This is a genomic window from Thalassospira sp. B30-1 (genome assembly GCF_015767575.1).
Lineage (GTDB): Bacteria > Pseudomonadota > Alphaproteobacteria > Rhodospirillales > Thalassospiraceae > Thalassospira > Thalassospira xiamenensis.
Map to the genome: position 1 here is coordinate 950,898 of NZ_CP065232.1, position 22,604 is coordinate 973,501.

At 57.0% G+C, this 22,604-nt stretch carries 24 protein-coding genes; 17 read left to right on the top strand and 7 right to left on the bottom strand.

From position 1 onward, the window contains the following. The first annotated feature begins 211 nt into the window (after nucleotides 1–211). The 4 genes from IT971_RS04330 (at nucleotide 212) to IT971_RS04345 (ending at nucleotide 5,516) form a co-directional block, all read left to right on the top strand. On the top strand, nucleotides 212–1,249 hold the full coding sequence (locus IT971_RS04330; protein WP_007090439.1) for an ABC transporter substrate-binding protein: 1,038 nt from the start codon (nucleotides 212–214) through the stop codon (nucleotides 1,247–1,249). A 98-nt stretch (nucleotides 1,250–1,347) separates the two neighbouring features. Then, a complete protein-coding gene (locus tag IT971_RS04335; protein WP_063094253.1) occupies nucleotides 1,348–3,564 on the top strand; it encodes an iron ABC transporter permease in 2,217 nt (738 codons plus the stop codon). Beyond that, a complete protein-coding gene (locus tag IT971_RS04340; protein WP_063094251.1) occupies nucleotides 3,561–4,661 on the top strand; it encodes an ABC transporter ATP-binding protein in 1,101 nt (366 codons plus the stop codon). The genes IT971_RS04335 and IT971_RS04340 overlap by 4 nt, the downstream gene beginning before the upstream one ends. 36 nt (nucleotides 4,662–4,697) lie before the next feature. Continuing rightward, nucleotides 4,698–5,516 (top strand): inositol monophosphatase, encoded by an 819-nt coding sequence (locus tag IT971_RS04345; RefSeq protein WP_007090436.1) that lies wholly within the window; start codon nucleotides 4,698–4,700, stop codon nucleotides 5,514–5,516. 47 nt (nucleotides 5,517–5,563) lie between these two features. Here the strand turns inward: IT971_RS04345 and IT971_RS04350 are convergent, their stop codons facing one another. The 5 genes from IT971_RS04350 to IT971_RS04370 all read right to left on the bottom strand — a co-directional run bounded on the left by IT971_RS04350 (nucleotide 5,564) and on the right by IT971_RS04370 (nucleotide 10,552). Continuing rightward, nucleotides 5,564–8,776, bottom strand: coding sequence for an ATP-binding protein (locus IT971_RS04350; protein WP_223305018.1), 3,213 nt, complete (start codon nucleotides 8,774–8,776; stop codon nucleotides 5,564–5,566). A 153-nt stretch (nucleotides 8,777–8,929) separates the two neighbouring features. Further along, the gene (locus tag IT971_RS04355) at nucleotides 8,930–9,550 is read right to left on the bottom strand and encodes a helix-turn-helix transcriptional regulator (protein WP_007090434.1); all 621 of its coding nucleotides are present in this window, start codon (nucleotides 9,548–9,550) and stop codon (nucleotides 8,930–8,932) included. Between the two features lie 155 nt (nucleotides 9,551–9,705). Beyond that, on the bottom strand, nucleotides 9,706–9,900 hold the full coding sequence (locus IT971_RS04360; protein WP_063094249.1) for a DUF1508 domain-containing protein: 195 nt from the start codon (nucleotides 9,898–9,900) through the stop codon (nucleotides 9,706–9,708). Nucleotides 9,901–10,029: 129 nt separating this feature from the next. Then, complete coding sequence (locus IT971_RS04365) at nucleotides 10,030–10,317, bottom strand: hypothetical protein (protein WP_007090432.1); 288 nt, start codon at nucleotides 10,315–10,317, stop codon at nucleotides 10,030–10,032. Between the two features lie 28 nt (nucleotides 10,318–10,345). Beyond that, nucleotides 10,346–10,552: a hypothetical protein gene (locus IT971_RS04370; RefSeq protein ID WP_139190005.1), complete on the bottom strand. Its 207-nt coding sequence runs from the start codon at nucleotides 10,550–10,552 to the stop codon at nucleotides 10,346–10,348. Nucleotides 10,553–10,666: 114 nt separating this feature from the next. Between IT971_RS04370 and IT971_RS04375 the strand changes: the two genes are divergently transcribed. The 6 genes from IT971_RS04375 to IT971_RS04400 all read left to right on the top strand — a co-directional run bounded on the left by IT971_RS04375 (nucleotide 10,667) and on the right by IT971_RS04400 (nucleotide 15,149). Further along, nucleotides 10,667–11,107: a hypothetical protein gene (locus IT971_RS04375; protein WP_063094247.1), complete on the top strand. Its 441-nt coding sequence runs from the start codon at nucleotides 10,667–10,669 to the stop codon at nucleotides 11,105–11,107. Further along, nucleotides 11,095–11,610 carry a hypothetical protein gene (locus IT971_RS04380; RefSeq protein ID WP_063094245.1) on the top strand — a complete coding sequence of 172 codons (516 nt, stop codon included), beginning with the start codon at nucleotides 11,095–11,097 and terminating at the stop codon, nucleotides 11,608–11,610. The genes IT971_RS04375 and IT971_RS04380 overlap by 13 nt, the downstream gene beginning before the upstream one ends. A gap of 213 nt (nucleotides 11,611–11,823) precedes the next feature. Next, nucleotides 11,824–12,066, top strand: a complete 243-nt coding sequence (locus IT971_RS04385; protein WP_063094243.1) for a hypothetical protein — start codon at nucleotides 11,824–11,826, stop codon at nucleotides 12,064–12,066. A 3-nt stretch (nucleotides 12,067–12,069) separates the two neighbouring features. Beyond that, a complete protein-coding gene (locus IT971_RS04390; RefSeq protein WP_063094241.1) occupies nucleotides 12,070–13,920 on the top strand; it encodes a portal protein in 1,851 nt (616 codons plus the stop codon). After that, nucleotides 13,917–14,180 (top strand): hypothetical protein, encoded by a 264-nt coding sequence (locus IT971_RS04395; protein ID WP_063094239.1) that lies wholly within the window; start codon nucleotides 13,917–13,919, stop codon nucleotides 14,178–14,180. The genes IT971_RS04390 and IT971_RS04395 overlap by 4 nt, the downstream gene beginning before the upstream one ends. A gap of 246 nt (nucleotides 14,181–14,426) precedes the next feature. Then, nucleotides 14,427–15,149, top strand: a complete 723-nt coding sequence (locus tag IT971_RS04400; protein ID WP_063094237.1) for a hypothetical protein — start codon at nucleotides 14,427–14,429, stop codon at nucleotides 15,147–15,149. On the opposite strand, the gene IT971_RS04405 is transcribed toward IT971_RS04400, so the two are convergent. After that, complete coding sequence (locus IT971_RS04405; protein ID WP_063094235.1) at nucleotides 15,146–15,946, bottom strand: hypothetical protein; 801 nt, start codon at nucleotides 15,944–15,946, stop codon at nucleotides 15,146–15,148. The genes IT971_RS04400 and IT971_RS04405 overlap by 4 nt on opposite strands. Nucleotides 15,947–16,176: 230 nt before the next feature. Here IT971_RS04405 and IT971_RS04410 point away from each other — a divergent pair, with 230 nt between their 5' ends. From IT971_RS04410 to IT971_RS04440, 7 genes are all read left to right on the top strand, one after another. Beyond that, nucleotides 16,177–16,992 carry a phage capsid protein gene (locus IT971_RS04410; protein ID WP_037991857.1) on the top strand — a complete coding sequence of 272 codons (816 nt, stop codon included), beginning with the start codon at nucleotides 16,177–16,179 and terminating at the stop codon, nucleotides 16,990–16,992. Nucleotides 16,993–17,046: 54 nt separating this feature from the next. Continuing rightward, the gene (locus IT971_RS04415) at nucleotides 17,047–17,322 is read left to right on the top strand and encodes a hypothetical protein (RefSeq protein ID WP_037991859.1); all 276 of its coding nucleotides are present in this window, start codon (nucleotides 17,047–17,049) and stop codon (nucleotides 17,320–17,322) included. Between the two features lie 101 nt (nucleotides 17,323–17,423). Beyond that, nucleotides 17,424–17,894 (top strand): hypothetical protein, encoded by a 471-nt coding sequence (locus tag IT971_RS04420; RefSeq protein WP_139190006.1) that lies wholly within the window; start codon nucleotides 17,424–17,426, stop codon nucleotides 17,892–17,894. Next, nucleotides 17,891–18,637, top strand: coding sequence for a hypothetical protein (locus IT971_RS04425; protein ID WP_063094233.1), 747 nt, complete (start codon nucleotides 17,891–17,893; stop codon nucleotides 18,635–18,637). Before IT971_RS04420 ends, IT971_RS04425 begins: the two co-directional genes overlap by 4 nt. A gap of 147 nt (nucleotides 18,638–18,784) precedes the next feature. Continuing rightward, nucleotides 18,785–19,357, top strand: coding sequence for a phage tail protein (locus tag IT971_RS04430; protein ID WP_063094231.1), 573 nt, complete (start codon nucleotides 18,785–18,787; stop codon nucleotides 19,355–19,357). Nucleotides 19,358–19,438: 81 nt separating this feature from the next. After that, nucleotides 19,439–20,047, top strand: coding sequence for a tail fiber protein (locus IT971_RS04435; protein ID WP_063094229.1), 609 nt, complete (start codon nucleotides 19,439–19,441; stop codon nucleotides 20,045–20,047). A 92-nt stretch (nucleotides 20,048–20,139) separates the two neighbouring features. Then, nucleotides 20,140–20,799, top strand: a complete 660-nt coding sequence (locus IT971_RS04440; protein WP_063094227.1) for a phage tail protein — start codon at nucleotides 20,140–20,142, stop codon at nucleotides 20,797–20,799. Nucleotides 20,800–20,987: 188 nt separating this feature from the next. Here the strand turns inward: IT971_RS04440 and IT971_RS04445 are convergent, their stop codons facing one another. Further along, entirely contained in the window at nucleotides 20,988–22,496 is a 1,509-nt protein-coding gene (locus tag IT971_RS04445; protein ID WP_063094225.1) for a tetratricopeptide repeat protein, read from the bottom strand. Nucleotides 22,497–22,604 lie beyond the last annotated feature (108 nt).

The window sequence follows — 22,604 nt, forward strand, 5'->3', positions numbered from 1 at the left end:
AGCGTATGGTTTTGCGATGGCGGTTTGTGGGCATGAAATTTTTACATTTAAAAACAGATGGTTACCCGTTGATGGTGAGAGTTTTTGGGCTCCAAATAGAATTTTTCTGTCATTTGATGGAATTTATGATTAAATCATTCCAGCACGTGATTTGCGCAATGGTAATGCACACGTGTGCATTCAACGAAATGCGAACCGGGAGGAAACCCAAATGACGATCAGAAATTCTCTTTTTGCGACTGTCGCGATTTCAGGCCTTTTGGCTGTTGCGACCGCCGGTTCGGCCAATGCGGCCGGTCGGCTTAATGTCATCTGCTCGGCCGATAATGAATGGTGCGAGATGATGGAAACCGCGTTCGAGCTGGAACATGACATCGATGTATCGATGGTTCGCAAAAGTTCGGGCGAGGCTTATGCGCAGGTTCGCGCCGAAGCTGCCAATCCGAAACTGGATGTATGGTGGGCCGGGACCGGCGACCCCCATCTTCAGGCTGCCGCCGAAGGCCTGACGGAAGAATATGAATCCCCGCAACTTGGCAACCTGAATGACTGGGCCGTGCGGCAGGCGAAAAATTCCGGCAATCGGACGGTCGGGGTTTATGCCGGTGCACTCGGCATTGGTTACAACAATGATCTTCTGACGAAAAAGGGCCTTCCGGCGCCGAAATGCTGGGAAGATCTGAAAGACCCGGCCTATAAGGGCGAAATCCAGATGGCGAACCCGAATTCATCGGGCACGTCCTATACCGCACTTGCGACGCTTGTGCAGATTTTTGGCGAAGAAAAAGCCTTCGATCTGCTTAAAGAAATGCACAAGAACGTCAACCAGTACACCAAATCGGGTTCCGCCCCGATCAAGGCCGCAGCCGTTGGTGAAACCACAATCGGCATCACCTTCATGCATGACATGGTCGCCCAGATCAAACAGGGGGCGAACCTGACCGTGGTGTCGCCGTGCGAGGGGACCGGTTACGAAGTGGGTTCCATGAGCATTATCAAAGGTGCGCGTAACCTTGAAAATGCGAAAATCTGGTATGAATTCGCACTTAGCCCGCGGACCCAGTCTATTGCCGAAGACGCGCACAGCTATCAGGTGCCGTCCAACAAAGAGTCAAAAATTCCCGATGGAGCACCGCGTCTGAGTGAATTGAAACTGATCGATTATGACTTCGCGAAATACGGGGATGCGGAAACCCGCCGTCATCTTCTGTCGCGTTGGGATGACGAAGTCAAAACCGCGCCGCAATAAGCGCGATCTGCCTTAACGGTTCTGTCCGTTCGGTGTGATTATCGGGCGGGCAGAACCAGACTTCCCAATTCGGCGTGCAGGAGAGTTTCGTGAACCGGATGCTTTGGTTCTGGCTGGTGATCGGCTGGATCGGTTTTGCAATTTTACCCTGGTATCAGCAGGAATACGGGTTCTGGACCCTGGAATGGCTGTATGACGGCTATCCGATGTATGGCGATTATTCGCCTGCGATCCTGCAAACGACCCTTCATCAAAAATTCTGGCTTTTACCGGTTGCGGCGTTTCTGCTGGTGCCATTGGCGCTGGTGCGGGCCGGGCGGGATCATCCGCATTATGCCCGTATCCTGATTTCATGCGGGCTTGGCGGTTTGATCTATCTGGTGGGGCAGGGCTTTTTTGTCGGCATTTCCGGCTGGGGATTTGGCTGGCTTGAGGCGATGTTTGGTCCGCTTGACGTCCGGCAATACGGGCTTGGCTATGGCGCGATGTTTGTTGCGGCCAGCCTGCTTGTGATGCTTTGCACCGGTCTTGCCGCAGCGGGGGCGATGCGGGGCGATGTGTTTGTTACTTCCGCCATCGGGACGGTTATTGCGCTTGTCGGGTTGTTTGTCTTCTTTCCGGTCGCGCGCATTTTCATCGGATCGTTTGTCGATATTGATGGCAACCTTTCGGGCGTGGCCTTTATCCGCAATTTCCTTGATGACAGCATCTGGGGGCTGGGCTGCCTTGCCGGGGGTGTTTGCGGGGTTGCGTGGAATACGGCGTTTCTGGCGGTTCTGACCGCTGTTTCGACCACGCTGCTTGGGCTTTCATTTGCGCTTGTGGTGACGCGGACCGGGTTCCGGTTCAAAAAGCCGCTGCGGGTTTTGACGGTGTTGCCGATCATTACCCCGCCTTTCGTGATCGGTTTGGCATTGATCCTTCTTTTTGGCAGATCGGGGGCTGTAACGCAGTTCTTTGCTGATCTGCTCGGGGTGGAGGCAGGGCGCTGGCTTTATGGCCTCCCTGGAATCTGGCTGGCACAGACCCTGTCCTTCACCCCGATTTCTTTTCTGGTGCTGATCGGTGTGGTCGAGGGTGTCAGCCCGTCGATGGAAGAGGCATCGCAAACCTTGCGGGCCGGACGTTGGAAAACGTTTGTCAATGTGTCGCTGCCCTTGATGCGCCCCGGTTTGGCCAATGCCTTTCTGCTGGCCTTTATCGAAAGCATGGCCGATTTCGGTAACCCGATGGTTCTGGGTGGCAATTACGAAGTGCTGTCGACCGAGATATTCTTTGCCATTGTCGGCGCACAAAACGATGCCGGGCGGGCTGCCGTCCTTGCGATGATATTGCTGTTCTTCACACTTTCTGCCTTCGCCGCACAGCGGTTCTGGCTCGGCAAAAAATCCTATGCCACGGTATCGGGCAAGGCCGATAACGGGGCGCATGTCGGGCTTAATCCCGGTATGCGTTTGGCGTGCTACTTCACCGCCATTCCGTGGGCGATCTTTACGGTCGTGCTGTATGGCATGATTTTCTATGGCAGCTTTGTCAAACGCTGGGGCTTTGATAACAGCCTAACGTTCGATAACTATAGCGATGCTTTTGGCATTGGCTGGGGCGAGCATGGCATCGTCTGGGCCGGGGCGGCATGGGACAGTTTCTGGACCACGTTGAACATCTCGGCGATTGCCGCACCCTTGACCGCAGCGGTTGGTCTGACGACGGCCTATCTGCTGGTGCGGCAGAACTTCCGGGGCAAAAGTGCCTTTGAATTTGGTACGATGTTAAGCTTTGCCATTCCCGGTACGGTGATCGGTGTCAGTTATATTCTGGCGTTTAACGTGCCGCCGTTCGAATTGACCGGCACGGGTGTGATCCTTGTGATCTGCTTTATCTTCCGCAATATGCCGGTGGGGGTGCGCGGCGGGATTGCGGCCATGAGCCAGCTTGATAAAAGCCTTGATGAAGCGTCCCTGACGCTTGGGGCCAACAGCTTTACCACGTTCCGGCGTGTGATCCTGCCGCTTCTGCGCCCGGCGATTGTTGCCGCACTGGTTTACAGCTTTGTGCGTGCCATTACCTCGGTCAGTGCGGTGATCTTTCTGGTCAGTGCGGATCACAATATGGCGACATCCTATATTATCGGGCTTGTGGAAAACGGGCGATACGGCGTTGCGATTGCCTATTGCAGTGTTCTGATCCTTGTCATGCTGAGCGCGATCCTTGTTGTGAACGGCCTGATCGGGCAACGGCGTCTGCGCCGCGAGGACCGGGTTGAGGCAACACCGGACAAGACATCGACAGGAAATCTGAGAGAGAAGCATTCATGAAACTGAAAACGCGTGCGGGTTCGGTCGTATTCGACAATGTCACCAAGACCTATGGTCATGGGGCGGTTACCGCGATCGACAATGTATCTTTCACCATCCATCCGGGCGAACTTGTGACCCTTCTGGGGCCAAGCGGCTGTGGCAAAACCACGACATTGCGCATGATTGCCGGGCTGGAACATGCGACAACGGGCAAGATCCTGATCGGGGGCAAGGATGTCACACAGCTTCCGGCGACGGACCGTGATGTCAGTATGGTGTTTCAGTCCTATGCGCTGTTTCCGCATATGACGGTGGCGGAAAACGTTGCTTATGGGCTGAGTGTCACCGGCGTTGCCAAGGCCGAGGCCAGGGAAAAGGCCGAGGAAGGGCTTAACCTTGTGGGCTTGGGCGGATATGGCAGTCGCCTGCCGTCCGAGCTTTCGGGCGGGCAGCAGCAAAGGGTGGCGGTGGCGCGTGCGCTGGTGCTGGAGCCTGAAGTTCTGTTGCTGGACGAGCCGTTATCGAACCTTGATGCCAAGCTTCGCCGTCATGTGCGGACCGAAATCCGCGATTTGCAGCAAAAACTTGGCCTGACCGCGGTTTATGTGACCCATGATCAGGAAGAAGCATTGGCGGTGTCGGACCGGATCATCGTGATGAACCGGGCGGTGATCGCGCAGCAGGGCACGCCACGCGAATTATATGAACAGCCGCAATCGGAATTTATCGCCGACTTTATCGGTGATGCCAATCTGGTTGACGGGGAAATCATCAGCATTGATGGCAATCACGCCCGCGTCGATATCGGGGGCGCGCACTGCAATCTGCGTCATCGCGGGCAGGCAAAGGGACCGGTTCGGGTGGCGGTGCGACCCGATGCGGTGCAACTGACCGGATTGGCGGCGATTGCGGGCGATGCACATGTCATTGAAACGTCGCTAAAAGGTCACATTACGCATGCAGCCTATCTTGGTAGTCAGATGCAGTATTCTGTGGAAACCCCGATTGGCGAGCTGTTTGTGATCGATCATCGGATCGATACACCGATCATCGCCGGTGAACAGGTTGCCATCGGCTTTTCCGAACGCGGCATGGCCGTGGTTTCGGGGCAATAACGGATCAATCGCAAAACTGTTTCAGGCAGGGACAAAGTGGAAAAGACATTTTCGGGAATTGATATCGAAGCACGGTTTGAACATGCGCGCGACGTGATCCGCGAAGCGGGCAAACGCGCCATGGAATATTACGAAGGCGACGCCGCCGACCTTGCGATTGAAACCAAAACCAACGCGCTTGATATGGTCAGCATTGCGGATAAAAACGTCGAGGCGATCATCCGCGACCGGATCGGCGATGCCTTTCCCGAGGACGGGTTCCTGGGCGAAGAAATGGGCATCGAGAAGGGTGATAATGACTGCCTTTGGGTGATTGATCCGATTGATGGCACGGCCTGTTTTGTCAATCAGATGCCGACCTGGTGCATTTCGGTTGCCCTTATGATCGGCAAGGAAGCGGTCATCGGCCTGATTTACCATCCCTGCAATGGGGAGCTTTTCAGCGCGGTGATCGGGGATGGCGCACGTGTCAATGGCGAGCCGGTCAAGGCCAGCGATGCCAAACTTGTCAGTGATGGTGTCATGGGGATCGGCATGTCGCATCGTCTGCCAAGCAGTTCGATCGTGCCGGTGATCGGCCAGTTGCTTGACGAGGAAGGCATGTTCATCCGCAACGGGTCGTGTGCGTTGATGATGGCCTATGCCAGTGCCGGGCGTTTGATCGGCTATTACGAGCCGCATATCAATCCGTGGGATTGCATGGCGGGGATTGTCCTGATGCGTGAGGCGGGGGGCTGGTGCAATGATTTTCTTGATCTGCCCAACGTGCTTGAAGATGGTGGGCCGATATTGGCCGCGGGGCCCAATGTCGCCAAACATCTGGCGGATATGATCGGGCTTTCGTATCGGGGCTGATCACGCCTGATGGCACGATATTGAATGCATGCTGACCGGTGCCGGGTTTAGTCCCCGGTGCCGGTCAGTTGCTGTTTGCGTTCTGTGAGCATGCGGTAATCAAGGCGGGAGAGTTCGTGATTGATGGCCTTGATATCGAGCGGCTTGGTGCAGTGCGCATCCATGCCGGCCGCGCGAAATTCTGCCAGATTGTCGCTTGATGTATCTGCGGTCAGGGCCAGAACCGGGATGGTTGCCTTGATCGGGTCGGCAAATTCGCGGATCTGGCGGGTGGCTTCGATCCCGTCCATGACGGGCATATGCACATCCATCAAGACCGCGTCAAAATCATGTTCAAGCAGTTGGTCAAGGGCTTCCTGCCCGTTGGCGGCGGTGACGATTTCATGGCCCTGCTGTTCAAGCAGTTTCTGGGCGAGAATACGGTTGATCTGGATATCCTCGACCAGAAGAAGCTTCCGTCCCATGACGCGCGGTTTGTCCGGATCGGCAAGGCCAAGCTGACGGTCGTCTTCGGCTTCGCTGCCAAGTTTTGGCGCGTCTGTCAGCGGCAGGTCGAGGTCAAACCAGAAGGTGCTGCCCTTGCCCTCGATGCTTTCGACATCAATCGTGCCGCCCATCGCCAGGATCATTTTCTGACAGATGGCAAGGCCAAGGCCGGTTCCGCCAAAACGGCGGGTTGTTGATGTATCGACCTGTGTGAAGGCTTCGAAGACCGAGCGGACCTTATCGACCGGGATGCCGATCCCCTCGTCACGGACAGAGATGCGGAACGCCATGCGACCGTTGGCGGTTTCCTGCCGGGTTACGACAACATGGATACTGCCGGATCTGGTGAATTTGATTGCGTTGGAAACCAAATTGGTCAGGACCTGCTTGATGCGGACCGGATCGCCGATCACCCAGCGCGGCATGTCGGCCGGGATATCAAGATGCAGGCGGTTATCCTGATTGCGTGCCGGGACCATCATCATGGAAACGACTTCTTCGCAAATCGCGTGGATGTCGGTTGGCACTTCTTCAAGGACCAGTTTGCCTGCTTCGATCTTTGAGAGATCAAGAACATCGCCGATCAGGGACAAGACATGACGCCCGGCCCCATTGATGGTCGAAAGATAGCTTCGGATGGTTTCGGACGGTTCGTTTTTGTCGATGGCATCGCGTGCCAGCTGGGCGTAGCCGAGGATCGAGGTCATTGGGGACCTGAATTCGTGGCTCATATGGGCGATGAATTCGGATTTTGCGCGGTCGGCCTGCTGCGCCTGATTCATGGCGTTTTCGGCTTCCTGACGGGCGTTATCAAGTTCGCTGGTGCGCTGATAGACCAGATCGACAATCCGTTTTTCGGTGCGGGTCAGGGACCGCAGATAGACCATCAGAAGGATGCTGATGGTGGCACCAAATACAAAGATCGCCCATGGCTGCCAGTATAAAAGCCCGTTCAGGCGGGCTTCGGGCCCGTGCAGGACAATCGTCCAGTCGCGGAAGCCAAAGGTAAAGGTCGATACCTTGGGGTTATAGCCGGAGGTGATTTCCTTGACGATATGGGTGATCGCATATTCCGGGCGTCGATTGGAATAGATCAGTTGATGGCCTTCGGGGGCATCCATATCCGCCAGATGGATTTCAAAATCCGATGGCAGGCGGGCAATGCGGGCGGCACGCGTGATCATATTGGTCAGACGCAGCACGCCAACCGCAAGGCCAAGCGGCGCCTTGCCGGGATTGCGCCGGTTCGGGACATTTAAAAAGGCCAGTGCCGTGATTTCGGCGGTGGCGGACTGCCGCATCCGGATCGGTTCGGTCAGGGTAATGTTTCCGGTGCGGATGGCGGTTTGCAGGGCCTGGTTGCGGATTTCATCGCTTGCCAGATCGAACCCGACGACATTTTCATTGCCGGACTGCGGAAAAACGTAAAAAACCGGGAAATATTCATCGCGTTCCGGGGAGCGTCGCATGTCGCCATCGATCAGATTGCGAATTTCAAAATTTTCAACACCCCGGAGGGAGGCATTTTCCTCGATCAGACCGCGTGCACGGCGTTCGATATAGGGGACCCATTCCAGTGCTGCGACACCCGGTCTGCGTTCGACCCACGGGCCGATCATGGCGTTGAAGGTATGAAACGACACATCGCCATGGACATCAAACAGGGTGCGCACGGCAATCAGGCTGTCGGTGGCGCGGCCCAGTTCTTCGCGAAGGGATGCTTCGAAGGCGCGGCGGTACTGTTCCGTCTGGACGTCAACGGCGTGATCGATCTGACCGAATGTGTACCATGCCGCCAGCCCCGATATCGAAAAACCGGTCAGGCCGACAATCAGGGCCAGATTGCGACGCAGACGATGGATGTCGCTTGAAATCCGGCCATCGCGGGTGCGCATGGTGATGACATTGATTTTTTCGATGCCCGTACCGAGCAACAATGTCCCGACCGAAACCGCAATCACATAGCTGTAAAGATTTTCAAGGCCGATATTCATGTTTGAGGTGTGGATAAAGGTGCTTTCGCCCAAGGCGGCAAAAACAACGATATCAACGACGATAAAGGCATTGACCAATGCCGCGCCCAGCAACCCGAACCGCACCGCCCCCCACAGAACAAAGGGAAGGGAGACAAAGATGAACAGATATTCCGGTTTGGCGATCAGCGGGGTTGTCTGGACGACCGAGGACACGATGGTGGTGGCGACACAGACAAAGGCCAGTTCGCCGTAATATGCAAAGCCGTGTGATCGCCATTTCTGATGGATCAGGCGCAAAACCAGCGGCCCGATCACCATTACACCGACCAGATCACCAAGCCACCAGCCCCGCCAGATGGTGGCGAACTGGTCAAAATTGCCAATTGCCGTCAGGCTGAGGCTTGTCGTACCGCAAAGTGCGGCAAGCGCCGGGCCGCCAAGCCCGCCGATCATGATCAGGCTGAAAATCCCGCGCGCGGTCAAAAGCGGGGAGCGGCCAGATATCCGGGCGATCAGTATCGCGGAAAGCGTCGCGGCCAGGGTGTTGCCGATTGCAATCAGAATGGCGGTTTCAACCGGTGCCGCCGTCGTCAGGTTCACCAGAAGCGCACCTGCAAACACGGCGGGAAAATAACGCCATCCCCATGCAATCAAAGACCCCAGCGCAATCCCGGAAGGCGCCCAGATCAGGGTGACGCTGCTGCCATAGAAGGGGAATTGCAACCCGGCATAGCCAAAAACGAAATAGGTTAGCGCAATCGCCACAAAGCGGATGATGTGCACAGGGGCCAAACGCAAATTCGTTCCTTCCCGGGGTTGGGCGCTTCTGATCAGATGGGAAGTCGGGCGCAAAAATGAAGACCCCGATCCCAATGTTTAGGGACGATTATCACGCAAAATTCTTAACGCACTATCCCCATTTGAGGAGAATGCAAAAAGGTGATGGTTGTTCTATTGGCTGACCCAAAGGACGCGCGCGATCCAGTCAATGTCGCGGGCTTCGACATAGCGGTCCTCATAGGCCGGGTTCAGCGATTTCAGTTCCACCCCCATCGCCCCGCGGCGCACCAGTTCCTTGGCCATGACTTCGCCCGATGTGGTTTTGACAACCACGCGGTCCTGCGGGCGGATGTTTGATGCCGGGGAGACGACGATCAGATCACCATCGCGAAAGACCGGGGCCATGGAATCCCCCGAAATCCGAAGCCCGTAGGCGGTCGGATCATGCAGGGCGGGAAAGGTGATGTCTTCCCACGCGCCGCCGACCGGATAACCGGCATCATCAAAAAAGCCGCGATTCCCGGCCTGGGCAAAGCCGATGACCGGCACGCGCCCGGCCCCGTTGCCATCGACAAGCTGGGCGAATTCCTGAAAGGTGACATTGGCCACCGAGAGCACCTTTGAAATGCTTTCGGTCGAGGGCCAGCGGGGTTTGCCCTGATTTGTCGTGCGTTTGGACCGGTTGAATGTGGTGGGGTCAAGCTGCGCCAGGCGGGCCAGCCCGGAGGGGGTCAGCCCGTTATCTTCGGCGATCTTGTCGAGTGCGCCCCATATCTGTTCTTGCCGGATCATACGGTATCCTAGCAGGATGACGGGGCGGCCGAAAAGGAACAAATTCCTTGCATATCCGAAAGTTGAACCGATATCGCCATATGATTGAAAAGGTTATCAACCCCGGCAATGCATGCCGGGGTTTTGGGGGCAGGCGGTGGCGTCATGCGCCGTTTTCATGCATCGGCTTCATGCACCGGGACATCCTTGGAAGATTTCAGCAGATCGATGCTGTGGATGCAGTCGGATTTGGCTTTGTAGCCCTCGCTGCTCATGGCGATTTTAAGGCCGTTGCGCGCGATATAGGTCCAGCGCCATTCGCCTTTCTTGTCCTTGTAAAGCTCGTAACGCGGGGCGGGTGCATTTGCCATGGGAGACTCCTGACTGTCAGTGGATCGGCATGCAGTGGATTGCATCGACCGGTGATGGAAAATTGCCCGATGGGGCGTCCATGAAGACAGTTCAGGAAGGGTTTTGTGATGAAAGGGGCCGGGCGGTGATTAGCGCAGAAGTGCAATCCCGTCATCGTGGCCTGCCAGCAGGATCACATCCTTTTTCGATGGGGCCTTGCATTTTGTGGCCGGGCGGAGTGCGAGCAGGGACGTGGCAATTTTCTGCGCGCCGGGGGAGAGGAAAAACGCATCATCCGGCCCCAGTTCGCGGGAGCAGAAAAGGGCGGCATCACGTGGTTTTTTGGCGGCAATGAAAAGCTTTTCAAACGCATCGACAAAATCGGTCGATGTTCCCATTGCTTCCTGTTGCGTCATTTTGATGCTGGCCCAACTCATGGGAGTCTCTCGTCTGGTTGCGGATATTTCACAGGCCATTATTCATCCGCTGGCCCGCAAGTCGAGGATTTTTGCGGTCGTTCGAATAATAGGAAATTAATCCTTTACAATGAGAACAAAAAGGGATTATAGCTTGTGGATCAACACCGGAAGTGCATCCGGAAATAGCTTTGATGCGGTCAGAATGGCGGAAAGCGGCATATAAGCCGGGTTTTGCACGTATCACGTTGGCCATCTTTACATATCCGGCAGGCAATTGGCTTTGGGCTTCTTTGAGGCGCGAAAGGGGATAATTGCACGCGTTTTCGGAGGTGTTGATGCGAGACAGGCAGTTCAGCAGGAGGGCGAAATGAGTGAACAGAGACTTTTTCCCAAGCCGATCGCGGACCGCGTGACGACCCCGTTTTCCAGCGCCATGCAGGCCTGGTTCTGGTTTGTGCGGTGCCAGGCGTCACGGATCGAAGGGGCGCGTGTGGTGGCGGATGCCAGTGACGTTGTGCGGCCGTGCGACCCGGATGATATCTATAACGCGGTCATGCGGCTCCGGCGCGAAAATGTGCTGGATGACCGGCATTTGCAGGTGATCGAATATTACGGGCTGGTGGAACGCACGCCCGATCCGCGTGATGGTCGTGAAAAGCCGAAATATGATCTTTGGTGCGATGCGATGGCGGCCTTGCAGGATGCGTTGATTGCGCGCGATATCGTCCTGCCGGGGGCCGAGGATGCCTTTCACCATCCCGAAAGGATGATTAAAATGACGGGAGAATTGCCGCCATGCAGACTTTGACCCGAGAGGCGATCCGGCCCGATATCCAAGCGGGTGCTCAGGCGGATTCTGTGCCGAAACAGCCGGTAAATTCGCCAACTGAACCGGTGATGCGCGATGTGCTTGTCGTGTTTGCCGATGCACCCGAAAAGCGGCTTTTGCGGTGGCTGAAACCCGGTTTCCGGCATTGTTTCGTGCTGATGTCGGGCGGACGTGCCGGGGAGTGGATCTGCCTTGATCCGCAAAGCCACCGGGTGGCGTGCGATGTCTGGCAATATTCGGTTCTGTTCGATCCCGAAGCCCATTACCGGGCGCGCGGATTTGATTGCGTCTGGGTCAGTTATCCGGCGGAAGTGCCAAGGCGGGTGCGGTTGGGCGCGTTTACCTGTGTCGAGTTCGTCAAGCGGTTGCTGGGCATTTCCGGGTTCTGGATCGTGACACCGCATCAACTTTTTTGCGCGATAAAACGTGCGGAAACAAAGGGTTATCGTGGGAGAGTGTTTTTTTCTGAAAAATGTTCTTGATTTGTTCTTTTTCTTGTGCCATAAGGGAGAAGTCAACACCACAATTGCGCCCGCATCGCTTTATCGCGTTGCGGGCGTTTTTGTTTCCAAGCCCGTTTAAGGGCGTTTGTTTTTTTTAGCCCCGGTTTGGGGCTGTTTGTTTTTTGGGCCCCGGTTTGGGGTGTTTTGTTTTGCCCCGTTCGGGGCGGGTGCAGAAGGAGGTAAAGGGGCATCATGGGTAGTCTGTTTTCGACACCAAAACCATCCGCGCCACCACCAATTGCCACCAGCCCGTCCGCAAACCCGGCGTCCGTCGATGACGGGGAAAGTGCGGCAGAAGCGGCACGACGGGCGCGGTCCGAGGCGCTGGAGCGGCGACGCTATGGCCGGGCCGGTCTGATCGGTACGGGGGTTCGTGGCCTGTTGTCAGACCGGATCGACCGTGCGGCGGGTGGCAAAAATCTTTTGGGGGATTAGGCGATGACAGAACGGCAGAACCGCAAAGCGCGCCCGGTCCGTCCGGCCCGGAAGGTGGGTTTGGCGGCAAAGCATGCGACGTCTGATCGGGGGCTCCCCGATGGAGCGCAGCGTGCTGCCGGTCGGAATGCGACCGGGCAGGGTGATGCCAATCCGGGTGATGCCAATCCGGGTGATGCCAGGCCGTCGGGAGCAGACCAGAGGGCGGCGACATTTGGCCGGATGGCGAAGGAGCCGGTCGGCCGTCTTGGAGCAGGTGCTGGTGCTGGTGCCGGGACAGGCAGCAATGCCGGGACCGGGGCCAAAGCCGGCGGGATTGCGATTGCCGATTTGCGGGCCCGGTTCCGGGCGGCGGTCGGGCAGAAGCAGGGCTGGGTCCGGCATTGGCAGGAATGTTACGAATTCGCCCTGCCGCAGCGCAACGGGGCAAGCGAGCAACCGGGAGCATCCGGCGGGGTATCTGGCGGGGAAAAGAAATTTGATCGGGTGTTTGATGCCACGGCCCCCGATGCGGTCGAGCAGCTTGCGGCAAGCCTGATGGCGGAAATCACCCCGCCGAGTGGTGGCTGGTTCGCATTTGAGCCGGGCGGCAATGTGGCGGATGCGGATCGGGACATTCTGACCGCGCGGCTGGCGCGGGCCGCAAGCATTTTGCAGGGGCATTTTGACCGATCCAATTTCGCGGTCGAGATGCATCAGGCGTTTCTCGATCTGGTGACGGCGGGGACGGCGTGCCTTCGGCTTGAAGCGGATGATTTTTTAAGCCCGTCGGCGTTCCGGTTTGGCGCGGTGCCGCTGCGTGAACTGGCGTTCGAGGAACGCAGTGACGGCAGAATGGATGCGGTGTTTCGCAAGCTGTCGCTGAGCCGGGACGAGATTGCAAGGCAATGGCCAGAGGCGCGGTTGCCCGATAGGGATCGGGATGAGGGGCAGAGCCCGAGACGATACGCGGTGGTCGAGGCGGTTCTGCCCAATCCGGGGGCGTTTGGCGGTTATCAGCTTTGCGTGTTTTTTGAGGATGGCGGGCAGGTTTCTGGTGGTCTGGCCGGCGAAGATGGGGTGATCCATCGGGACCGTTTTGAGGTGTCGCCCTATATCGCGTTTCGGTGGATGAAGGCACCGGGCGAGGTTTATGGCAGGTCGCCGGTGATGAAGGCGCTGCCGGATATCAAGACGGCGAACAAGGTGGTCGAGCTGGTGCTTAAAAACGCATCCATCGCGGTGACCGGCATCTGGCAGGCCGATGATGACGGGGTTTTGAACCCGGCGGCGATCCGGCTGGTGCCCGGAAGCATCATCCCCAAGGCGGTTGGATCGGCGGGGTTAACGCCGCTTGATGCGCCGGGGCGGTTTGATGTTTCCGATCTGGTGCTGTCGGATCTGCGTGATCGCATCCGGCGGTGCCTGTTGGCCGACCGGCTGGGGCAAAGTGACCAGCCGGGCATGACCGCGACCGAGGTTCTCGAACGCGCATCGGAAAATGCCCGGTTGCTGGGGGCGACTTATGGCAGGTTGCAGGCGGAACTGCTTTATCCGCTGATTAGGCGGGCGATCCATATTCTGGTGCGGCGCGGCGAGCTTCCCGATATGCCGCTTGATGGCGATGTCGTGCAGTTGCGCCATAGCGCGCCATTGGCCCAGTTGCCCAAACGCGTACAGGCCGGGCAGGCGATGGATTGGCTGTCACGCATCGCGACGCTGGGGCCGGAGGCGCTGGGCGAGGTCGATATGCCGCACATGGTCCGCTGGCTTGCCGATCAGTTTGGCGTGCCGGACCATTTGCTCAGGCCGATGATGCCGGTTTTGCCGGTTGAGGCATCACTTGAGGCGGGCGTTATGGAGGATGCGGTATGAGTGGCTGGGACTGGTTTGAGGGGGTGGCAGCCGCCGACGAAACGGATGAAGCGGATCGGGTGCATTGGCAGCAATGCTTTGGCACGCACGCGGGGCAGAAGGTTCTGGCGGAGCTTGAACGCAGCATCATCAAAACCGCGCTTGGCCCGCAAAGCCCGGATCGGGCGATCTGGATGCGGGAAGGGCAGCGGGCGCTGGTTTTGCAGATGGCGCGGCTTGCAATGGGCAGCGTAGATGGGGGTGGTTCGGACAGGGGATGAGGTGATCCTTTGGTGTGTTTGGTGCCAGTTTGGCGCATGCAGCCCGATGGACTCCCGCGTTCGCGGGAGTGACGGGGTGGGTGTGGTGACGGGAGAGGTTGGGGCGGTATCATTCTCTTCAACCGTCATTCCCGCGAACGCGGGAATCCAGACTTGGTGCCGCGCGTACCGTTAATCAGGAAAACCGTAACTTTATGAACAGCAATCCGGCAGCGAAGCGGCTGCGCGGAGAGGGGAGAGTGCAGCATGACGATTGAGCAGAACCTGACGCGGCCAGAAGCCGGGCATGGAGCAGAGGGTAATCTGTTGCGCCCGGCTGATGCGGCGGGTGGCGTGCCTGAGGCGTTGGAAGATTTGGAAAGTGGCGCGGAGGATGTGGTTTCCGATGCTGGTGTCCTGCCAGAAGATGAGGTTGAGGCCGGTGAAGCCATCGCGGCCCTTGACCCCGCCAGCATTCCCGAAACGCCCGACGGATACGAGATTGCGGTTGATGAGGTGCTGGGCGCGGTTGATCCGGCGGTAAATGCGCGGTTGCATGCGGCGGGATTTACCGGCGCACAGGCGCAGCTTGTTTATGATCTGGCGGCCGAGGTGATCGGGCCGTTAATCGGCGAGGTTGAGGGCGCAGGCAAACGTGCCACGGATCGGGCGGCATTGGCGGCGGAATTTGGCGGGGCGGAAAACTGGAAACGGTTGGCACCGCGGATTGAGAAATGGGGGCGCGAGAACCTGCCCGAGGCGGCGTTTGAGGTTCTGTGCCAAACGGCAGACGGGGTGCGCAGCATTCATCGGTTGATGAGCGGCCGGGCGGAGCAGGGACTGGCGTCGGGGTCAGGCGCGGACGGGACAGGCGATTTGCGCCAAGATATCCGGGCCAAAATGAATGATCCGCGATACTGGCGCGACCGTGATCCGGGGATTGTCGCCGAGGTGCAGGCAGGTTTTGACCGCCTGCATGGCATTTCCTAGTTCACCTGATAGCGGCCATCGGTTTTGTGGACTTCGGGGGGAATGCGGGTGCGCTCGAACGCGGCATACACGTCATAAAGCCCCGGTGCCGGGACGCTGGCAAAGGCGTCTTCGGTGAGGGTCACGGCATCATCCATGTTCTGGCGTTTTTCAAAGACGTGGACGGGTACCTGTGCCTGCCCGGCGCGAAGGGCCGTATCGATCAGCATATAGACCGGTTCGATATCGCTGTTTTCAAGGGCAATACCGCCCGTGCCCTCGCAATTGCCGCGAAGGGCGGGGCGGGCGGTTTGGGCCTGTTCTGCCATTTCTTCGGGGCTGCCTGATGTGAGCGGGGTCAGGGCGATTTCGAGGTGATGGGGGCTGCTCGGCGAAAGGTCGTCGCGCGTGACATGGTAAACGCCAAGTTCGGCGGCATTGCCGACGGTGGCGGTAGCGGCATCGGTTGTGCTGCTGTTCGCGTCGCTGGCGCGCGTGATGGCATCGGCGTCGCAGAAATTATAGCGGGTAAACATGCGGTAACGGTTGTTTGCCTTGAGCCAGATTTCGACATCGCGATCCGCATTGAAGACGCGCACGAAAACCGGTGCGCCAATCGCAAGATCGGCGTTGGACAGTTCGGCTTCGAGATCGGGCAGAACCCGGTCGCGGATATTTTCCGCGCCAAACCCGGCAAGGGACGAAACCCGGCTGGTGAAATCGTTGAAATAGCCGGGAACGGGGGTATAGGGCAGCAGGGTATAACCCGCTGCCCCAATCCCGATCAGGGCGATGGTGGCAAACAGTTTTGCGCGCAACGCAAACTCCAGATCATCAATTTTGCAACAGGTCCGGCCAAACCGGACAGATGTTCGATCCCCCGTGGCGATGGGGGTTCGAGCCGAAACACAAGACCACTCAACCATGACCGCAAGATGACCGGTTCGGGGTGCAAATAAGGCGGAATTGCCTGATTTGCTGCCGCTTCGGGATGCTGCATCGCGCGTTGCGGTCTTAAAATTGTTTATGGGCAGAAGGATATAAACCGATGAGTGTCACGATTGATAAAAGCTTTGTGGATCATTTCCAGGCCGATGTGCATCAGGCCTATCAGCGGATGGGATCAAAGCTTCGTAATACGGTGCGGGTCAAAAACAGCGTGAAGGGGGCCAGCACGGTTTTTCAGAAAGTCGGCAAGGGCACGGCGACCACCAAGGCACGCCACGGCAAGGTGCCGGTGATGAATGCCGAACATGAGGCAGTGCGCTGTGACCTTCGCGATTATTATGCCGGTGACTGGGTCGATGCGCTTGATGAGCTCAAGACCAATCACGATGAAAAGATGGTTCTGGCCAATGCCGGGGCCTATGCGCTGGGTCGCAAGACCGATGAGCTGATCATCAATGCGCTGGCAAGCGGCGAGGAGCTTATTGATCACAATGATACGGGCCTGACCCTTGGCAAGGTGATGGCGGCGTTTGAGGGCATGGGCAACCGCGATGTGCCCGATGACGGGCAGCGTTATGCGATTGTCGGCTGGAAACAATGGTCGCAGCTTTTGCAGATCAACGAATTTTCCAATGCCGATTATGTCGGCGATGATGACCTTCCGTGGAAGGGAACGCAGGCCAAACGGTGGCTTGGCACGCTGTGGATGCCGCATTCGGGGCTTCCGGTGGCGGACGGCATCCGGTCGTGCTTCTGGTATCACAGAACGGCGATTGGCCATGCGATCGGGGCCGATGTGCAGTCCGACATTACCTGGCACGGCGATCATGCGGCGCATTTCGTCAACAATTCCATGAGCCAGGGTGCGGTGCTTGTTGATGATGCCGGGGTGAGCTGCATCCGGGCCAAGGAATAAGCCGCGACAGAGCGTGGCTTTTGAAGATTTTTCATACAGATAACGGAGACCAAAATGGCAGAAGGTTTTAAAGCCAGAAACCTCAGTGTTCTGGCCTATGCCAACGGCTTTACGCTTTGGCATTACATCACCCCGGATTTCGCCGCCGATGTTGATACGGCGGGCTATTTTGCCGATGCCCGCGACATGCTGCGGGTTGGTGACATCATCATCGCCAATACCAACCGCGATGCCACCATGTCCGGCGGGCTGTTCGTCGTGGCAAGTTCGGGGGCTTTGGGCGTTGATGTCCGCGATATGACGGCGATTGGCAGTTCGAATACGGACTGATCAAACAATTACATTGTACTCTTGGTTGCATTTTGGTTTTGGGTTGCGATCATACGGATGTTATCTTGCTCATATGAAAGCATGATCAAGGACTTAATTGTATGAGAGCCGATGAAGTTGCTCACTATCTGAGTGCAACCAAGTCTTTGTCCGGTACACCGATTTGGATTGCAGGCTCAAAAGACAATCAGTTTCGTTTGAAGTGGCCGGTGATATTCAGGGGTACAGGTGGCACACACTTAGAGATCACCTATAGCAGTGGAGCGCCATATCTTAAATATAGCATGATGTTGATGGTGCCGCCGCCGGTGTTTCGACTTGATGTCGGCAAAGAACTAACCCATATGAACCACAGACCGCATCCTCATATGATTCGAGGGCATCATTATCATCCTTGGGAACTGAACTCGCCCGAAGGGCGGGCTGCAATTCCCAAAAGTTTGCGTGAAGCTCTTCGGTATGACAGGGCAACAGATATCCGAACCGCTTTCGATTGGTTTTGTGATATGGTAGGGATCGCTTCTCCAAGTTCGGAACTTCCCGAACCACCGTTGCGGGAGACGTTGCTATGACAGACAGATATTTGCAAATCTCCTCCGAAATTGTTAAGGCGCGTCCCGTCGAACATGGAACGCTTGTTGATACCACTTGCTTGCTTGCAACAGGTGAAATTGTACAAGTTCTTGTAAGCGGCGGTTTAAACGATGTGGTTGTTTCTGACTGTGGTTTGGCAATGACAGAAATAGAAAACCTTGGAGCGGTTGAAAAGTTTCCGTCCAGGCGCTTTAAAGGCTATGCGTCCAAATTCGGAGTGAATGTTTCTCAAAAGGGGGAACTTTATCTGAAGACTTCTGCCGCTGAAATATCAGCAGCAGTTGTGCTGGTTGCCAACGCCGTTCAGGAAGCGGTTAATACAGAAACATTCCGTATGAAGCCACAGCATCATCGAGATTTGAAGATTGCAGTTGCCGATTTCGTTCGCGAGAAAGATTTGCTTAAATTCGAACGAGATCGCACCATCTCAGGAAAGCATACGGCTCATAAGTTTGAGCATGTATTTGAGAGCAGAAACAATCGATTGATTATTCTGGATACAGTTGTTCCTGACTTAACCTCTATAAGTTCACGTGTAGTTGCTCATATCGATGTGAGAGAAAATTCGGAGATCAAGGCTGAGTCTCTGTTGGTCTATGACGAGACTGATAGCTGGAGAACAGATCGATTAGGGCTTCTTGAACTCGCTGGAACGATTGTACCTTTTGACAGATTGGATGAGGCTATGGCTGTCCGCTTCGGATTGGAAACAACTCATTAGCGAATAGTCCAAATAGACGAATTCGAGCAGCCCGGCCACTGAGCCGGGCTTTTTTGTTTTGGTTCAGATGTGAACCATCTAGGCTTCTACCGACCCCGACAGCAAATGCTGTCGGGTTTTTTTTATGTCCAACACAGGAGAATGCCCATGCAGGGTTCCAAACCGGTCGAATGCGAAGTGCTTAACGTTATCCAGGCGGCGGGTATCTGGCCGGATTGCGATGACAAGACGCAGCTTTTGCAGGCGATCAATACGCTGATTTCGGGTGGCGGCAATGGTGGTGGCGGTGGTGCGACACCGCTTGGCACGGTGCTGCCCTTTGCCGGTGCGACGGCACCGGATGGTTTCATGCTGTGCGATGGTGCCGAACTTTTCGCGAGTGAACATGCCGATCTGTTTGCCGTGATCGGCACGGTTTATGGCGAAGGCGAAGCACCGGGCAGCTTCAAGCTACCGGATTTGCGTGGCCGTGCGGCGATTGGTGCCGGTCAGGGTGTTGATCTGAGTGATCGGGTTCTGGGGGCGATGGCGGGGGCTGAAACCCACCAGCTTACTGTTGATGAGATGCCCGAACACGATGGTCATATTGATGGTGGTATTGGTCAGGCTGGTAATAATGCCGGGGTTTCCTCCAGTTCCTCAGGATCAATCCGCGGGGGCGGCCAGCCGCACAACAACATGCAGCCTTTCGTGGTGCTGAACTACATCATCAAGGTCTGATTTTACGGTTTCAAACCCAATTCCCTCGACCCGGCTGCATCCCGCTGCCGGGTTTTCTTTTGACTGAAACGGAGAATATCCATGCAGTGTAATACACCGGTTGCCAGCGAAGTTCTGAACGTTGTTCTGGCGGCCAATATCGCGCCGGATCGGCAGGATGACACCCAGCTTTTGCAGGCGATCAATACCCTGATTGCCAATGGTGGTTCGGGTGGTAATGGCGGCAATGGTGGCGGTTTCGGTGCCGAAATCGGCTCTGTCACCGCCTTTGCCATGCCGACCCCGCCGGAAGGCTGGCTGGTCTGTGACGGTTCGGCGGTTTCGCGGACCGACTATGCCGATCTTTATGCCGCGATTGGTACCGTCTGGGGCCATGGGGATCAGATTGCCACCTTTAACCTGCCGGATCTTCGCGGCGAGTTTGTTCGTGGTTTTGATGCCGGGCGTGGTGTGGATGCGGATCGTGTGTTCGCGTCATATCAGGATGATGAAACGAAAGCCCATTCTCATTCAAATAATGGGCAAACCGGTGTCATAAACACCTACGGTGATACACATCCTTATCGTCTGGCTCTTGCCGGTTCGGGTACTTTTGCTGCAGGGGAGACTGGTGAATTTGGAGGAGTTGAAACCCGCCCACGCAACGTCGCGATGACCTATGCGATCAAGGCGTTTTATCCGGTTGCCTGATCGGGTGTTGCCTTTCGAATAACGCACTTTTCTATTGCCCCGGCAGCGCAGGTTGCCGGGGTTTTGTTTTTTGAAATGACAGGAGAATGTCTATGTTGGGTTCAACCCCGGTGGATTGCGAAGTCCTTCACGTTATTCAGGCAGCAGGCATTACGCCCAATTGCGATGACAAAACCCAGCTTCTTCAGGCGCTGGATGCCCGCTATCTGGGACAGAATGGTGGTGCATCCGGTGGCACCGAGATCGGTGTGATCGCAGCTCTTGCCATGCCGACCCCGCCGGAAGGCTGGCTGGTTTGTGACGGTTCGGCGGTTTCGCGGACCGATTATGCCGATCTTTATGCCGCGATTGGCACGGTTTGGGGGGATGGTGACCAGATTGCCACCTTTAACCTGCCGGACCTTCGTGGGGAATTCATTCGTGGCTTTGATGCTGGGCGTGGTGTCGATGTGGATCGTGTGTTTGCATCTGATCAGCTTGATCAGATGCAGCGCATTACGGCTCGTGCGTTAGGCTACGGCACTGACGGCGGTATGTTTGCACCGTTTGCGTCATTTGATGGGGCGTTCAGTGAGGCCGAGGCTAATAACAATGGTAGAGCTGCCGTGGGCACCCATAGTGGTTTGGTGTCCGGGTTGGCATTTGACAGTGCTGGCTCGCCAAATGCCCGAGTTGGCGCCGAAACCCGTCCACGCAACGTCGCGATGACCTATGCGATCAAGGCGTTTTATCCGGTGGCGGCTTCGAGCTAGGGCCTGATTGAGTGATGGGCGGGGTCCGGGGTTCCGGGCCCCGCTTTTACCTGCGGCACGCAGGACTGGATTCCCGCCCGCGCGGGAATGACGGCAGGGAAAAGCTCCTTTCCCCGTCACTCCCGCGAAAGCGGGAGTCTATCGTGCCGCATCCTTAAAACCGGCGCTAAGCCTGCCGTCCGATGGTTTTACTGTGCCCCTTTTTCGGCCAGATATCTGGTGACCTGGGCAGCGGCGCGGGCGCGTTGTTCGTAGGTGACGGAGGGGGCGGCGACTTCGATCCAGGTTTTGGCTTCGACATGATCGCGCGCGGCGGCGATGGAAAGATAGTACCAGGCAAGTTCGAGGTCTTCGGTGGTGTATTCGCCGTAATAATGCATCCGGCCCATGGCGGCAAAACCGTTGGTATCGTCAAGTTCGACGGCCTTCTGATACCAGACAATTGCGCCTGCCGGGTCTTCGGGGCCGCCGATGCCGTATTCAAGGAAATGGCCGTAATAGTAAGGGGCATCGGGATCGCCGTTTTCAGCGGCAAGCTTCATCCACTTCCGGGCCAGCACCGGATCGGGTTCGATGCCCTCGGCACCGGACTGGTAGATGGCGGAAAGGTTGTATTGGGCGTAGGCGTCGCCGTCGGAGGCGGCCTTTTCATACCATTCGCGTGCGCGGGGAAGGCTGACATCGACCCCGATGCCGTGCAGATAGCAATCGGCCAGATTGACCATGGCAGACACATCGCCCAGATCGGCGGCGCGCCGATAGTGATAGGCGGCTTCGGTGGCGTCGGGTGCGACGCCTGACCCGTTGAGATACATGACGCCAATCAGGTTGATCGCCCCGGCATGGTTATGATCCGCCGCCTTGCGGGCCAGTTCCATCGCGCGGGGGAAATCCTGCGGCATGCCATCGCCATAATAGGCGGCCAGCGCATCGGCAAAGAGCGGTTCGGTATCGGTTGCCGGGGCGGTCGCCGTCGGTTCGGGGGCGGGTTTGGGTGCCGGTTCGGGTGCGGGAGCTGGTTCGATCTCGACGAGCCGGAAGGATGTAAAGCGTTCGGTTATCGTGCCGTTGGCATCCATGGTCCGGTTGGTGAAGGGGCAGGGTTCTGATGCCGGGTAGGTCGTAATCGCGTCGCCGTCGGCCAGAACCGCGATGGCCGGGGCGTAACCCTGTTTGGCGGCGCAATTATACCAGCCTTCGGCTTCGTCGAAGGCGTCAAAGAAAAGGAATTGGCTTTCGAGATATTCGGCCAGAGCGAACTGTGCAGCGGGATCGCCATTCATGGCGGCGTCGCGCAGGGCGTCTTCATCGAAAGTCCCGGCGGTCGGATCAGCGGGTTTCGGATCGTCGGCGGTGTAACCGGCCCCGGTGTAATAGCATTCGCCGGTTTCGCTGATATCGAAATTGGCGTTGATGTTTTGCAGCTGATCAATGGCGGGCTGGTCACCCTGCAGGGCAGCGCATTCAAGCAGGCGGGTGATGGTGAAATGTTCATCATCGTCAATGTCGCCGTCCTCGGCATACTCGTAGGACAGCAAGATCGCCAGCAGGCGCTGGGCCTCGGCATTGCCTGCGTAGGACTTGCGCCAGTAATTATCGATCAGGATGTCGTCATCGATACTTTGGGCCGATGTGACGGCAGATGTGCCGATGATTCCGATCAGGAAAAGCGATGCGAAAAGCTGGGACCGCGACATTGATGCTCCATTCCTGCGGGCCGGTTGGTTCGGGCGGCCACTGACTACCCGGTCTGTTCCGACCGGTTGATACGGATTTTGACAATATTTCAACGATATCGGCAACCG

What these genes read in the sequence shown, in the direction of transcription:
- IT971_RS04445 (WP_063094225.1), bottom strand. Translation starts at nt 22,496, where the DNA reads ATGTCGCGGTCCCAGCTTTTCGCATCGCTTTTCCTGATCGGAATCATC.
- IT971_RS04415 (WP_037991859.1), top strand. Translation starts at nt 17,047, where the DNA reads ATGGCAGAAGGTTTTAAAGCCAGAAACCTCAGTGTTCTGGCCTATGCC.
- IT971_RS04380 (WP_063094245.1), top strand. Translation starts at nt 11,095, where the DNA reads ATGCAGACTTTGACCCGAGAGGCGATCCGGCCCGATATCCAAGCGGGT.
- IT971_RS04430 (WP_063094231.1), top strand. Translation starts at nt 18,785, where the DNA reads ATGCAGGGTTCCAAACCGGTCGAATGCGAAGTGCTTAACGTTATCCAG.
- IT971_RS04410 (WP_037991857.1), top strand. Translation starts at nt 16,177, where the DNA reads ATGAGTGTCACGATTGATAAAAGCTTTGTGGATCATTTCCAGGCCGAT.
- IT971_RS04355 (WP_007090434.1), bottom strand. Translation starts at nt 9,550, where the DNA reads ATGATCCGGCAAGAACAGATATGGGGCGCACTCGACAAGATCGCCGAA.
- IT971_RS04385 (WP_063094243.1), top strand. Translation starts at nt 11,824, where the DNA reads ATGGGTAGTCTGTTTTCGACACCAAAACCATCCGCGCCACCACCAATT.
- IT971_RS04395 (WP_063094239.1), top strand. Translation starts at nt 13,917, where the DNA reads ATGAGTGGCTGGGACTGGTTTGAGGGGGTGGCAGCCGCCGACGAAACG.
- IT971_RS04425 (WP_063094233.1), top strand. Translation starts at nt 17,891, where the DNA reads ATGACAGACAGATATTTGCAAATCTCCTCCGAAATTGTTAAGGCGCGT.
- IT971_RS04370 (WP_139190005.1), bottom strand. Translation starts at nt 10,552, where the DNA reads ATGGCCAACGTGATACGTGCAAAACCCGGCTTATATGCCGCTTTCCGC.
- IT971_RS04340 (WP_063094251.1), top strand. Translation starts at nt 3,561, where the DNA reads ATGAAACTGAAAACGCGTGCGGGTTCGGTCGTATTCGACAATGTCACC.
- IT971_RS04330 (WP_007090439.1), top strand. Translation starts at nt 212, where the DNA reads ATGACGATCAGAAATTCTCTTTTTGCGACTGTCGCGATTTCAGGCCTT.
- IT971_RS04375 (WP_063094247.1), top strand. Translation starts at nt 10,667, where the DNA reads ATGAGTGAACAGAGACTTTTTCCCAAGCCGATCGCGGACCGCGTGACG.
- IT971_RS04440 (WP_063094227.1), top strand. Translation starts at nt 20,140, where the DNA reads ATGTTGGGTTCAACCCCGGTGGATTGCGAAGTCCTTCACGTTATTCAG.
- IT971_RS04420 (WP_139190006.1), top strand. Translation starts at nt 17,424, where the DNA reads ATGAGAGCCGATGAAGTTGCTCACTATCTGAGTGCAACCAAGTCTTTG.
- IT971_RS04335 (WP_063094253.1), top strand. Translation starts at nt 1,348, where the DNA reads ATGCTTTGGTTCTGGCTGGTGATCGGCTGGATCGGTTTTGCAATTTTA.
- IT971_RS04365 (WP_007090432.1), bottom strand. Translation starts at nt 10,317, where the DNA reads ATGAGTTGGGCCAGCATCAAAATGACGCAACAGGAAGCAATGGGAACA.
- IT971_RS04435 (WP_063094229.1), top strand. Translation starts at nt 19,439, where the DNA reads ATGCAGTGTAATACACCGGTTGCCAGCGAAGTTCTGAACGTTGTTCTG.
- IT971_RS04400 (WP_063094237.1), top strand. Translation starts at nt 14,427, where the DNA reads ATGACGATTGAGCAGAACCTGACGCGGCCAGAAGCCGGGCATGGAGCA.
- IT971_RS04390 (WP_063094241.1), top strand. Translation starts at nt 12,070, where the DNA reads ATGACAGAACGGCAGAACCGCAAAGCGCGCCCGGTCCGTCCGGCCCGG.
- IT971_RS04360 (WP_063094249.1), bottom strand. Translation starts at nt 9,900, where the DNA reads ATGGCAAATGCACCCGCCCCGCGTTACGAGCTTTACAAGGACAAGAAA.